Source organism: Vibrio sp. ABH4_348 (assembly GCF_056159765.1).
Map to the genome: position 1 here is coordinate 1,045,500 of NZ_JBSWVW010000002.1, position 13,257 is coordinate 1,058,756.

General features: G+C 43.8%; 13 protein-coding genes. 9 read left to right on the top strand and 4 right to left on the bottom strand.

Annotation, left to right across the window (positions count from 1 at the left end; all coding sequences use genetic code 11):
• Window positions 1-99: 99 nt before the first annotated feature.
• The 3 genes from ACXAFJ_RS18615 (at window position 100) to ACXAFJ_RS18625 (ending at window position 3,796) form a co-directional block, all read left to right on the top strand.
• Window positions 100-618 (top strand): Hcp family type VI secretion system effector, encoded by a 519-nt coding sequence (locus tag ACXAFJ_RS18615; protein ID WP_475322272.1) that lies wholly within the window; start codon window positions 100-102, stop codon window positions 616-618.
• A gap of 209 nt (window positions 619-827) precedes the next feature.
• Window positions 828-2,939, top strand: coding sequence for a type VI secretion system Vgr family protein (locus ACXAFJ_RS18620; RefSeq protein ID WP_475325503.1), 2,112 nt, complete (start codon window positions 828-830; stop codon window positions 2,937-2,939).
• Window positions 2,940-3,013: 74 nt separating this feature from the next.
• On the top strand, window positions 3,014-3,796 hold the full coding sequence (locus tag ACXAFJ_RS18625) for a DUF4123 domain-containing protein (RefSeq protein WP_475325797.1): 783 nt from the start codon (window positions 3,014-3,016) through the stop codon (window positions 3,794-3,796).
• Window positions 3,797-3,833: 37 nt separating this feature from the next.
• Here the strand turns inward: ACXAFJ_RS18625 and ACXAFJ_RS18630 are convergent, their stop codons facing one another.
• Window positions 3,834-4,754, bottom strand: a complete 921-nt coding sequence (locus tag ACXAFJ_RS18630; protein WP_475325504.1) for a LysR family transcriptional regulator — start codon at window positions 4,752-4,754, stop codon at window positions 3,834-3,836.
• 102 nt (window positions 4,755-4,856) lie between these two features.
• Here ACXAFJ_RS18630 and yjjG point away from each other — a divergent pair, with 102 nt between their 5' ends.
• Window positions 4,857-5,531, top strand: coding sequence for a pyrimidine 5'-nucleotidase (gene yjjG, locus ACXAFJ_RS18635; RefSeq protein ID WP_475325506.1), 675 nt, complete (start codon window positions 4,857-4,859; stop codon window positions 5,529-5,531).
• 67 nt (window positions 5,532-5,598) lie between these two features.
• On the opposite strand, the gene ACXAFJ_RS18640 is transcribed toward yjjG, so the two are convergent.
• On the bottom strand, window positions 5,599-5,820 hold the full coding sequence (locus ACXAFJ_RS18640) for a DUF2798 domain-containing protein (RefSeq protein WP_475325507.1): 222 nt from the start codon (window positions 5,818-5,820) through the stop codon (window positions 5,599-5,601).
• Window positions 5,821-5,926: 106 nt separating this feature from the next.
• On the opposite strand from ACXAFJ_RS18640, the gene ACXAFJ_RS18645 reads away from it, so the two are divergent.
• Complete coding sequence (locus ACXAFJ_RS18645; RefSeq protein WP_475325508.1) at window positions 5,927-6,802, top strand: LysR family transcriptional regulator; 876 nt, start codon at window positions 5,927-5,929, stop codon at window positions 6,800-6,802.
• Here the strand turns inward: ACXAFJ_RS18645 and ACXAFJ_RS18650 are convergent.
• Window positions 6,799-7,485 (bottom strand): helix-turn-helix transcriptional regulator, encoded by a 687-nt coding sequence (locus ACXAFJ_RS18650; protein ID WP_475325510.1) that lies wholly within the window; start codon window positions 7,483-7,485, stop codon window positions 6,799-6,801. The two genes, ACXAFJ_RS18645 and ACXAFJ_RS18650, sit on opposite strands and share 4 nt — an antisense overlap.
• 178 nt (window positions 7,486-7,663) lie before the next feature.
• On the opposite strand from ACXAFJ_RS18650, the gene ACXAFJ_RS18655 reads away from it, so the two are divergent.
• Both ACXAFJ_RS18655 and ACXAFJ_RS18660 read left to right on the top strand, forming a co-directional pair.
• Complete coding sequence (locus ACXAFJ_RS18655; protein WP_475325511.1) at window positions 7,664-8,359, top strand: GntR family transcriptional regulator; 696 nt, start codon at window positions 7,664-7,666, stop codon at window positions 8,357-8,359.
• Window positions 8,356-9,252, top strand: a complete 897-nt coding sequence (locus tag ACXAFJ_RS18660; protein ID WP_475325512.1) for an EamA family transporter — start codon at window positions 8,356-8,358, stop codon at window positions 9,250-9,252. The genes ACXAFJ_RS18655 and ACXAFJ_RS18660 overlap by 4 nt, the downstream gene beginning before the upstream one ends.
• A 107-nt stretch (window positions 9,253-9,359) precedes the next feature.
• On the opposite strand, the gene ACXAFJ_RS18665 is transcribed toward ACXAFJ_RS18660, so the two are convergent.
• Complete coding sequence (locus tag ACXAFJ_RS18665; RefSeq protein ID WP_475325514.1) at window positions 9,360-10,730, bottom strand: L-serine ammonia-lyase; 1,371 nt, start codon at window positions 10,728-10,730, stop codon at window positions 9,360-9,362.
• Window positions 10,731-11,055: 325 nt separating this feature from the next.
• On the opposite strand from ACXAFJ_RS18665, the gene ACXAFJ_RS18670 reads away from it, so the two are divergent.
• Both ACXAFJ_RS18670 and ACXAFJ_RS18675 read left to right on the top strand, forming a co-directional pair.
• Entirely contained in the window at window positions 11,056-11,997 is a 942-nt protein-coding gene (locus tag ACXAFJ_RS18670; protein WP_475325515.1) for a YdcF family protein, read from the top strand.
• Window positions 11,998-12,268: 271 nt separating this feature from the next.
• A complete protein-coding gene (locus tag ACXAFJ_RS18675) occupies window positions 12,269-13,201 on the top strand; it encodes an exopolyphosphatase (RefSeq protein ID WP_475325516.1) in 933 nt (310 codons plus the stop codon).
• Window positions 13,202-13,257: the final 56 nt, after the last annotated feature.

A 13,257-nucleotide genomic window follows, 5' to 3' on the forward strand; every position in this document is an offset into this window, starting at 1 on the left:
ATCTCCCTTGCTCTAGTCCTTGCCGAATTGCAATTCACTTATATTGAACTCGATACTCGGTCGAATCGCGCCGGGTGCTCACAGACAAGGACATTTAAGATGCCAACTCCATGTTACATCTCCATCGAAGGAGAAACTCAAGGCTTAATTACAGCAGGCGCGTGCACAGCGGACTCTATCGGTGATGCGTACGTAGAAGGTCACGAAGATGAAATGCTGGTTCAGCAGTTTGACCACGTTGTAACCGTTCCAACTGACCCACAATCGGGCCAACCTGCAGGTCAGCGTGTGCATAAGCCGTTTAAGTTCACCGTGAACCTAAACAAAGCCGTACCTTTGCTATACAACGCACTGACTTCGGGTGAAAAACTGAAAAACGTGGAGCTGAAATGGTACCGCACGTCAATTGAAGGCAAGCAAGAAAACTTCTTCACCACTAAGCTAGAAAACGCCTCAATCGTCGACATTGTGTGTGAAATGCCACACTGCCAAGACCCATCTTTCTCTGACTTTACTCAAAACCTCACCGTTGCTCTGACCTACCGTAAAGTGACGTGGGACCACGTCAACGCAGGTACTTCAGGTGCCGACGACTGGCGTAAGCCTATCGAAGCGTAATTTGCTTGATTATCTGGCTGGTGGCGTGCCATCAGCCAGAGCCAAAACCTTAAGTGCTCTATTCAGTCGAACTCCTTTAATTGGACTCAAAGACTGCGATAGAGCCTTAAGGTTTTGGTGGTTGAGAGCATCTTTGTTTAAAAAAACCGCTGCTTGATAGATTGTAGGGATTACCCGCTTAGGATGGAATAAGTGGGGTGGGAGAGCACATGGCACAGCTGCAGTACAACCTGACGTTAGAGGGCAGGGAAGACGAGACCTTAGTGGTGAGGGGCTACGATGGCGTCGAGTCATTATCCAATCATCTCATTACTCAAGGTCGCCAATCTGGACAACCCTGTTTTGGTTATCGCTATGAAATTGACCTGGCCAGTCGTCAGTCGGATTTATTGGCCGATGACATCGTGGATAAAGGCGCGGAGCTTACCGTGTTTCTCGATGGTGAAGTGGTTCAGCGAGTGCATGGTATTGTTAAAGCCTTTGAGCAGGGCGACACGGGTCATCACCATACTTTTTATCAACTCACCTTAGTCCCGTCACTTGAACGTCTTGGCCTTCGCCAAAACAGCCGCATCTTCCAAACCCAAACGGTGCCAGAAATTTTGTCTGTCTTACTTCAAGAGATGGGCATCACCGACTACGGCTTTGCGGTCCAACGTGAGTGCGCCAAACGAGAATTCTGTGTTCAGTATCGAGAAAGCGACTTAGACTTCTTCCACCGTCTGGCCGCTGAAGAAGGGCTGATTTACAGCTTTGTTCATGACAACGGTAAACATACCTTAGTCATAACCGACCAAACTCACAGCTTGCCCAGAATCGACACACCCATTCCGTACAATGCCATGTCAGGGGGCACTATCCATGTGCCTTATGTGTCGACCTTCACTCAGCACAAAAAAATTGCCCCAAGCCACAGTGAACTTAAAGACTACAGCTTCAAAAAGCCAACTGCGCCGCTGAGTCAAAACGAAACCTCCTCTCATATCGAGCATCAGCGCAGTGACTACGAGCACTTTGATTATCCGGGACGATTTAAAGACGATGGCAATGGCCAAGCGTACAACCAAATACGGCTTAACTATTTAACGCGTGACACTCACACCGCGACTGGCAAAAGTAATCAACCTGCGCTGCAAGCAGGTTACGCGTTTACCTTGCAAGACCATTTAGACCCGACGTCCAACCAAGAATGGCTGCTGGTGCAAGTTAATCACCAAGGCAGCCAGCCGCAAGCTTTGGAAGAGCATGGCAACCATGGTGCCACCACCTACGCTAACCAATTCACCGTCATCCCTTCCACTCGCACTTGGCAGGCCAATCCCCAAGCCAAGCCGCAAGTCGATGGCCCGATGATGGCAGTCGTTGTAGGTCCCGAAGGGGAAGAAATCTACTGCGATGAACATGGGCGAGTCAAAGTCCACTTCTTCTGGGACCGCTACTCCAATGCTGACGAGCACAGCTCGTGTTGGGTGCGAGTGTCACAAGGTTGGGCCGGGGCGCAATACGGCATGATGGCCATTCCACGAATTGGCCACGAAGTCATTGTCAGCTTTCTAAACGGTGACCCAGACCAGCCCATCATCACAGGTCGCACCTTCCATGCCAACAATACACCGCCTTATGCCCTGCCAGAGCACAAGACCAAGACCACGTGGCGCAGTGAAAGTCATCAAGGTGAAGGGTTTAACGAACTCACCTTTGAAGACCAATCTGGTGAAGAGCAAATCTACCTGCACGCGCAAAAAGATTGGCACACAGAAGTTAAAAACGACCGCATTAGCCACATTAAACACGATCAGCACCTAACGGTTGATAACGACGAGTTCAGTCACATCCAAAACAACCAACATCTTACTGTGGATGGTGAGCAAAGAAGCAAAGTAACAGCCGACAATTCTCTAGACAGCGACAAAGGTTTACATCAAAAAGTGGGTTCAAAAGCCATTATTGATGCCGCTAACGAGGTCCATATCAAAGCGGGTCATAAATTGGTAATTGAGGCAGGCACAGAAATCACATTAACGGCCGGTGGCTCGCTAGTAAAACTGGATCCTTCGGGCACTCATGTTGTTGGGCCTGCTATTAATCTCAACTCTGGAGGCAGCGCCGGAAGCGGTAGTGGTTATGGGGGGCAAATCGCCGAGCCTCCACTTCTTGTTGATATGGTGGAGTCGCCTTCAGAATTAGAGGCCCTAACTATAGATGCGACTGAACAAGCGCTTGAGCCGCTACTGAAAAATGCAGACATTATTAATCGTCAAATAATTGCTTTACAGCAAGATGACCCTGTATGTCAGGTCTGTGAAGAGCAGCAATCATGAAGTCGAACTTATATCGGAAGTTCAAAGAGAGCGGTCATCATTTAAAGCCAAAGGAAGGAGAATCACTTTATTTGATGATCGACGCAGGGCGAGTGAATGACTTTTTTATCAAGCTGTATTCAATTGACACCAGTCTGCAACTAGAACCTATCTATTTACATCCGCCTTATGATGCTCTGAGAGAAGTCTCTCCATGTTTGGTTCTGGTCAATCACAAAATAATAGAGTTCTTTTTTGAGCTCGACTTAAAGAATATCGGATATTTTGTTTCATCTCGACTCGATATCAGTACACTAGCTGAAAAATTTAGAGCCTTAATCACTGCCGTTACACCTTTCAAGACAGAAGTATTTATAAAAATGGCGCATTCAGAAACGGCATGGGTTTTCTATCAATCGGATTCTCCGCACTTCTGGCAAATGGTCTCTAGCGTTTGGTTGCCCACTCGTAATGGTTGGAAGTTTCGAGAAAAACCATTGTCTGAATCCCACTCTTGCAATTTATCAGATCGATTAGTTATTACAGATTTTCAGTGGGAGCAATTGGGTGGAATTTATTTTCAAAATACATTGGATAAGCTATCCCAACATCTTAAAGATAACTTTCCTGAACAAGATCTGATCGATTCGAAAAAATGGTTAAAAAACCATGTTAAGCATGCACGGCAAAAAGGATTTAGTACACAAAGCGAGATTTTTGGATACTTTAACGTGATTGGCATTCTCGGAGAAGAAGCTGTTACAACAAACCACTATCCTAGTATTTATCAACTAATACACGAAAAGTCGCAATGTACGCCGCAACAGAGAATTGAACAAGCTCAGCGAGAAGCGAATCGCATTTTAAAACACGTATAAATCGAAAGAGAATGTACTTTACATTGTAAATCCAACATTAAGTAATCGATAAATCGAAATCCCAATATGGCTTGTCGGAGCCTATTTTTTGAGTGAGAAAATCTACAAATAACCGAACCTTAAGCGGTAAGTGTTTTCTATCTGGGTAAATGGCATAAACACCGTGAGTAGGAAGGGAAAACTCTGGTAATAGGCGTTGCAAGGTCCCATTCGCCAGATCTTTGCCAATGATAAAGGTTGGTAGCTGTGCAATACCTAACCCTGAAATCACAGCGCGTCGTATTGCCTCGCTATTGTTAACGGTCAGAGTGCCAGTTGGCGTCATACGGTACTCGGAATTTTCTCGGTAAAACTTCCACTCTGTTCCGCCTTGGAAATAGCTGTATTTTAGGCAATTACGATGTTCCAAGTCATCGATGCTAGTTGGCTCGCCATTCTTTTGAAGGTAGTTTGGTGAAGCACAAAGAACCGAATAACAAGGAGCGAGCTTTTTGGCGATGAGAGTGGAGTCTTTGAGTTCACCAATTCGAATTGCCAAATCAAACTTCTCTTGCACAAGGTCAACTAGCCTGTCTTCTAAAGCCATTTGTACTTCTATGTTCGGATTGGCTTGCATAAACTCGGATAATATCGGAGCTAGATGAACCACACCAAAAGACATTGGTGCAGAGATTTTCAATAATCCGGTCGCTTCACCTTGTAGTTCACTTGCTGCATCACTAGCTTGTTGAGCAAGCTCTGTCGCTTGTTTTGCGTACAGAAAGTACCGCTCTCCTGCTTCAGTGAGTTGTACGGTACGAGTTGTTCGTTGCAGTAACTTAACACCAAGTTCTTCTTCCAATGATCGTACACGTTTACTGACAGCTGACTTTGTGACTCCAAGCTGTTGTGCTGCAAGCGAGAAGCTGTCAGTTTCAGCAACAGAGACAAATGCCGGGATTGAATGAAACTCTTTCATGACGGTCTTTGAGTTAGATTTTGGAAACAATATGTTGAACATTGTGTCCATTGATTTAGTAAAAGTCTAGCAATTAGAATAAGAAAAAAGGAGAGAGCATCTATGCAGTATCAGTGGATTTTTTTTGATGCAGACGAAACGTTATTTCGGTTTGATTCGTTTGCTGGCTTACGAAACATGATGGGAAGATTCGGGATAGAATTTTCCAAACAAGATTTTGATACCTACCAAGAAATCAATTTACCGCTTTGGAAGGCCTATCAAGATGGACAGATAGACGCCGACAAAATCAAAACTGCGCGCTTTGCTAGCTTGTCATTATCAACTGGAAAATCAGAATTGGAGCTGAACCGTCTGTTCTTAGAATCGATGGCCGAGATTTGCACGCCGTTACCGGGAGCTAAAAATCTAATGAAGAAATTGAGCAAGGACGCAAAGCTCGCGATCATCACTAATGGCTTTGTTGACCTCCAGCATGTAAGGCTTGAGAAAACGGGTTTAGAAGCAATCTTTGACTTCTTGGTAATTTCTGAAGAAGAGGGAGTAGCAAAACCTGATTCGGCGATATTTAATACAGCTTGGGTCAAGGCAGGTAGGCCTGACAAATCAAAAGTTTTGATGGTCGGTGATAACCCAGATTCCGACATACTAGGCGCACACCGTTTCGGCTTCGATACCTGTTGGTTAAATGAAAGCGCGAAGAGCAATCCGCTGGACTTTAAGCCTACCTATACCATTTCGAAATTGTCGCAGCTAGAAACCCTGTTACTTAACTAGCTACGATAAATCTACTAGAAAAACTATAATCCACACAGCAATAGTCAGCAGCTTGCGCTATTGCTGTTTATTTAGCACCAATTGCCATTAATTTGTCAGTCATCTGATTCACTTTGGGCCCAATAGAGAAAGAAATTAATACCGCCGCCGGCCATGCTAGGGCAAAGGCTTTAAGCCAACTTGGTAAATAGTTTGTATCAAGTCCAATATTTATAAATGTGACCCATGCTGTCATAAAAATTGAGAGTAATGTTGCCATAATTACAGCGAAGACAAATCGACGTTTCATTTTTAGTACCTCTATCTCTTGTATCGATAGACATGAGATTAGCTATTTACCTTTTTGCAATATAGACTGATTTTAATAAATAATGATTCCGTAATTGCAATCTACTATGTTTGATGATTTATCCGTTTTTGTTCAGATTGTTCATAGTCAAGGCTTGTCTAGTGCAGCGAAGGCACTTGGCATTCCTCCTGCTACGGTTACTAGACGTTTACAGCGTTTAGAACAAAAGCTCGGATTCAAGTTGGTTAACCGAAATGCTCATAAATTTTCCTTAACTCATGAGGGGGAGCGACACTTCGAAGCCTACGAGACGCTTATTGCAGAAATGCATGAAACGCAGTTGATGCTGAGTAGGGAGCAAGGAACGACCTCTGGCAAGCTCAAAATTTTAGCGCCTACCAACCTCGCGAACACGTGGCTTAGAGATCTGTGGCCCGCTTTCGCTACTGATTTTCCTCAGATTGAAATTGATTTAGAACTGAGCAACGATTTAGTTGATATCGCCGAAAAGAAAGCTGATTTGGCGGTCAGGGTTGGTCCCCAAGTTACGTCATCTTTAACACAAATTCGGATTGGCACTGTGCAAACATTGTTGGTTGCTTCTCCCGACTATTTAGAAAAAATACCTGCTGTTTCCCATCCATCTCAATTGAAAGAAGCTCGTTTAATAGGAGCCAAACAACTGAGTAAATGGGACTTACATAAAAACAACGAGCAATCTGTCAGCCTTCGGCCTAAATTTAGTGCAACTGCCAATGACCTAGAAATAGTTGCCTCTTTAACGAGAGATTCAAACGGTATTAGTTTGTTACCTGACTCGCATATTCAAGCTGACCTGAGCGCGGGTCGTCTAACCCAAGTTCTCCCAGAGTGGCAAGGTCCGGCCAGGCCAATTTATTTGGTTTGGCCATCGGGTAGATTGTTGTCAAAGCGTGGAAAGTTATTCAAAAAGTATGTCACAGATTGGGCCGAGCGGAGCTAGCCAAATCGAGCCAAATTAGCAATATAGTGTTCTAAAGACTTGGTTTTTGACGTCTCAAAGTGTGTATCAAGTACTTCGACAGTTTCAATCCTGTCAATGCGAAAGCTTCGATAGTCGTTTCTAAGTTCGCACCATGCCAGTAAGGTCCAAGCTTGTCCCCAATACATTTGGCCCAAAGGTTGAAGTAAACGCGTTGTTTTTTTTGAAGATTCATCTTGATAATTGATGCGTATCTTGCGGTGCTTGTCTGTTGCATGACGAAGTATTTGGCTTCGATCTGCTGTGGTACTTTGTGTGCAGTAACTTGGGACAAGTAATGAAAAGTTTTCGATTCGTTGTTTTAGCTTGTCGGTAAGTATCGAGCGAATTTTAGTCGCAGCCGTTTTTGATGCGTGTGAGAGTTCGGTATCACCCCAAGTTTCAACCATTCTCATGCCAAGCTCTAGGGCGACTAATTCATTTTCGTCGAACATTAGCGGCGGAAGATGAGAATTCGATTGCATCAAATAACCCACGCCGGCCTCACCTTCAATAGGTAGCCCCGATTTGACAAGAGATTGAATATCTCGGTAGATAGTGCGTTCACTTACATTTAACGTTTCTGCCAGAGTTTGAGCGGTCACTGCGTATCTTTTACTTCTTAACAAGGTGACTAATTGAAGTAAACGTTCAGATTTATTCATAGAAACTCTACCTAAAACAAATGCAATCCGAATAATACTCAGATTGGATTTGGTTGATCAACGTGATAACGTCTTGTTTGCATGGAAATTGATGACTTATCCCTTGTGATGAGTGCGTTTCCGCAATTCACGTCCATTTATTGGTTCGAGCGAAACTCCATTTTTCGGCGAGGTTAGTGTGCAGTATCTCGACATAGTCAACATCATTCGTACCCAGATTACCGATGGTCAGCTTGTTACAGGACAAAAACTTCCTTCCGAAAGACAACTGGCTGAGTCGTTCTCAACAACAAGAGTCACATTGAGAGAAGCGTTGTCAGCTTTGGAGTCGGATGGACTAATTTATCGAGAGGATCGTCGAGGTTGGTTTATCTCTGGCGAACGAATAGGCTACAACCCTAATGAACTTAAAGATATCTGTGAAAGGCCAAATGAAGATATTGGTTTAGAAAACCCGATTGTTAGCAATACGGTTAGCGTAAAAAAGCAGATAGCTAAAGCACAAACTGCAGTATTACTCCATCTCCCACCATTTGGGGAAACTGTCGAATTACAGCGAATCCACCAATACAAAGGGCGTCGCGTTGTCTGGTCAACACATTGTATCAACTCAAAGTGGACAAAGAATGACCTAAGTGAAATTGGAAACCAAAGCTTACTGAACGTGCTAAATCGAGACCAATCTCTGAGTTTAAAAAAGTTTGTATCTAAACCTAGCTCACTAACCGGTGACATAGCCAAATATTTAAACGCAACACCGGGAAGTCCTTGTTTGATCATCGAAACGATTTGGGCGAACAGTGCTGGGGAACCCGTTGTCGTCAACACAGAATACTGGCGGCAAGATGTGGTTTCGATAGAGGTGAACTTTTGACGAGTTTGGCTATCGTTTTAGTGCTTGTGTCTGCTGTTTTGCACGCAAGTTGGAATGTACTGGGTAAAAAATCTCAATTGTCTGGACCTGTTTTTTTCCTGTCGAGTTGTAGTGCCGCGGCGTTGGTTGCAACACCTTGGGTGCTGTATTACGGCAATCAATTCAATATCTTCAGTCTTCCATCTCAATTCTGGTTACTTATCCTTGTGAGTGCTTTTGCACAACTGATTTATCTTATGGCTCTTTCAAAGGCCTACCAGCACGGGGATATCGGTGTTATCTATCCTTTTGCTCGAGCGTTGCCCGTCCTCATTGTGGGTTTTGTTACCTTTTTATTGGGATACACAATTACCTCTATTGAGTGGGTCGGATTTACATTAGTGACACTCGGCTGTTTGTTGGTTCCGATGCGCAGCATTAGAGCGTTCCGTCTTAGTGACTATAAAAGCGTGGCGATTGTTGCGGCGAGCATAGCGGCACTCGGGACTGCAGCATATTCTGTATTAGACAAAGAAGCGCTAACCATACTAATAAGCAGTACAGGACAAGGTTCTCACTTATTGATTACTGCAATGTTTTTCTTGGGTGTTCAGTTTTGGTTTATTGTTTCATTGCTACTCATTTGGCTGCTGCTAACAAAACCAAAAGATATTAAAAAGTCATTTGCTCACGTTAAGCAATCTGGTCCTGCTGGCGCCATCATGGCTTGCACTTACACTTTGGTTCTTATTGCTATGTCGATGACTGATAACGTCAGTTTTATCGTCGCGCTAAGGCAAATCAGTATCGTGTTCGGGTTGCTACTTGGAATTCAGTTCTTAGGTGAGAAATGGTCTTGGCCTCGGACAATGGGGGTAGGCTTGATATTGAGCGGCTTATATATAGTCGTATAGACCAGTGTTATATAGATTCGGTCTCAAGAAAACGAGTATTGTGTAGCTCTGAAAAAAGCGCCACAAGTGGCGCTTTAGGTCAGTTGTTCAATTCACTGTATTTAAGGCTATTCACAAGGTGGCGCGAGATGAATCATAGCCAGTCCACCAAGCGACGTTTCACGGTACTTTTTGTTCATGTCTTTACCGGTTCGGTACATAGTATCTATGACTTTGTCCAAGGAGATTAAACACTTACTGGTACGCTTAAGCGCCATTCGCGAGGCGTTAATTGCCTTCATCGCACCCATTGCATTTCGCTCTATACAAGGAACTTGAACCAGACCACCGATAGGATCACAGGTCATTCCCAATGAATGTTCCATGGCAATTTCAGCTGCAATACAAATTTGCTCGTTGCTTCCACCGCGAAGCGCTGTAAGACCTGCCGCCGCCATGGAAGAAGATACACCGACTTCGCCCTGACAACCGACTTCTGCTCCAGAAATAGACGCATTGGTTTTGTACAAGATGCCAATTGCACCGGAAACCGCCAGGAAATCCTTAAGTTGTTTGGTGTCTAGCTCTTTCACAAACTTGTGGTAATACATTAAAACGGCAGGGATAACACCTGCAGCACCATTGGTAGGTGAGGTGACGACTTGCCCACCGGCGGCGTTTTCTTCACTGACTGCGAATGCGAATAAGTTGATCCAGTCCATAATCTCCATTGGATCAGATTCAACCGCTTTGTTTGCCTCAAGCTTTTTTAGGAGGTTCGGAGCACGTCGAGTAACATTCAACCCGCCTTCCAAAATGCCTTCTGTTTCGAAGCCACGTTCCATGCAACGCAACATGACGCGCCATATTTGCTCAGCTTTATCATCAATTTCTTGTGACTGTTTAAAACACAGCTCATTTTGTAAGACCATGCCACCCAAGCTGAAGCCGTTGTCTTCTGCCATTTGCAACATTTCATCGGCGTTAGTGAAGGGGAAGGGGACCTTAACGTCTTGCTCTTGAATACCATTGGTGAGCTCGTCAGCAGTAGCAATAAAGCCACCACCAATTGAGTAATAGGTCTCAAATCCGATTTGTACACCGTGTTGATCGAAAGCGGTGATTGTCATACCGTTCTCGTGAAGTGGTAAATTACTCTTGTGGAACAGTAGATCTTCTGAGTAATTAAATGGGATGTCTTTTTTCGCAACCAGTTTGAGAACACCTTCATCAATGGCTTTTCGCATTGCTTCATTGGCGCTAGATATTTTAATGGTGTCTGGGCGGTTACCGAGCAGACCTAGGATCACCGCTCTATCGGTATGGTGACCTTTACCTGTTAACGACAGAGAACCATACAAGTCCACCTGAACACGTTCCACCAGGTGAATATTATTTTCAATTAGGTTACCAAAGTTGTATCCAGCAATCATTGGCCCATTGGTGTGAGAACTTGAGGGACCAACGCCAATTTTGTAAATGTCGAATATGGACAGCATATCATTACCTACAACGGAGCGGTTCGACCGCTATACAGTGTAATCATAGTCACTCCTCTTAGTGAGCGGAGTGTATTATTGTTCAACCGACTAGCGCGGTTTTGCGCGAGATTAACATAATGCATTTTGAGTTAATACACAGTTAAACCACGGGGATTGACGTCAAACTGCAACATGCACAAGGCAAAACGCGCTAAAAGTAGTGATTATTACTAGATTTCAAGTATCTAATAGATGGGTTGTTTGAATGTTAACAAAGTTTTAAAAATAAGCGGTGGATCACGTGATTATAGTGAATTCACGTTTCCAATAGGAAATATTCGGTGTGAAAAATACAGATAAGACAGTAATTCTTGTACTCGGGAAACGGTTAGTTAATGGAATGTTAACAAAAGAGGCGGTGCGGCGTGTTAAGGGATTGTTGACTTGGCTTGAAGAGCATCGTCACACAAACACAGACGTTATCTTTTCGGGTGGTGCCAGTGACGATCTGTTTCCCGGTACAACAGAGTCCGACCTAATGGCGTCCCTATTTACTAAAGAATTTACAAACAGGGAGGCGAAGCGTACATGCTCTGAACCTGACGTTGTCTCTCGTATGTATTCATTAGGAATCCACAACGAATCAAAATCATTGACCACAATCGAGAACTTTGTTTTTTCTGCACCTATCTTGGCTGACATAGCGCAACAATTAAAAACCAAGTCACTCAAATTAGTTTTGTTATCAACTGATTATCATTTGGAACGCATTTTTGAAATACAAAAGCGACTTCCTCAACAAGGGTTGCTAGCTATTTTTGAAGAAAAATGCCGTGAGTTGGGTTTGCAGATTCAGTTGTCTCGCTCAGTGGATGATCATGTTGCGATTACCTTTGTCCCTGAAACACTAACGGATGAGCTTTTTTTAAAGTGCGACCAGTTGACCCTATTTAGGGTGTTGTTGGAGAGCAAACTACAAGCAAAGTCAGTAGATCCAGATCAGTTAAATAACGCGACTTGTTTTTCCAACACAGACCTTACCTTGTTTGAAGGAGCCAAAGAGACAGTCAAACAGGCAACTCTTATTCTCTCTCAGCTGAATAGTAACGAATACGGTCAAATTGTGACGCAGTTTAGTGATTTAGATAACCTAATTGAAAAATGCTTAGTGGCAAAAAACACAGAACAATTGAGATGTTACTACTCGCAGTTCAGTGAAACCTTGGTTGAACTAAACCGACGCTTAGATCCTGATCTTAGTAGTAATTGCACTGGCTTAGTTTGATTTTATTGAGTGATTGGTCGGCTAGTTAAATCGATTGAGTAAGCACTTTCGCATAGCCAAATTGAACAAAAACATTGCTGAAACGCTTGTTTGGAAAGTAAACGTATCAATAGTGTAATTGACCTAACTCTCAATCTCAGAGATTAAACAAATCAGCACCTTATGAAGCTCACAGCTTTGCGACAAAAACTGGTTAGAGTGTTGAGAAAGAACGCAATCTGACTACACTGAAATCAGTACTTCAATGCAAGAATCCAGTAAGGAAATTCGGATGACTCAGCAACAACATCGACTAGTAACCCGCAGTGATTTTGATGGACTAGTCTGTGCTGTTTTACTTAAGCAGCTTAATCTCATTGACGACATTAAATTTGTCCATCCAAAAGACATGCAGGATGGAAAAATTGAGATAACAGAACGAGACATCGTCACGAATTTGCCGTACGTAGAGCGCGCACACATGGTGTTTGACCATCACTTGTCGGAAACCATTCGAAATGAGGGACAGCGCCCCAACCACGTGATTGATCCAAATGCGCCTTCTGCTGCTCGAGTGGTTTGGGAACACTACGGTGGGTTAGCTTCTTTTCCTGAGTCTTGGTTAGATATGATGGAAGCAGTTGACAAGGGAGATGCCGCACAGTTCAATCGAGATGAAGTGCTCGACTCCACGGGGTGGAATTTGTTGAACTTTCTGATGGACGCTCGCACAGGATTGGGACGTTTCAGAGAGTTTAGAATCTCAAATTATCAACTTATGATGGATCTGATTGATTACTGTAAGAATCATTCTATCGATGAGATTCTGGCTCTACCTGATGTAAAAGAGCGCATCGAATTATACCGCCAGCATGAAACCATGTTTAAAGAGCAGCTTATGCGCTGTGGTACGGTTCATGACAACTTAGTGCTCCTAGATCTTACCGAAGAGGAGACTATTTACGCGGGTAATCGCTTTATTATTTATGCGCTATATCCTCAGTGTAATATCTCGATCCATAAGATGTGGGGCTTCCAGAAGCAAAATATCGTATTTGCAACCGGCAAATCCATCTTTGACCGCAGTTCCAAAACCAATGTCGGCGAGTTAATGCTGAAATATGGTGGTGGCGGCCATAAAGCAGCCGGAACATGTCAGATTTCCGTTGAACAAGCGGATAAGGTGCAACGGGAATTGATTACTGCGATTACCACAGATGGTTAACAGCGGGTAATGGGTTTAAGTCACTCCGTTAGTTAAATGCCTTAACTTAATAAAAA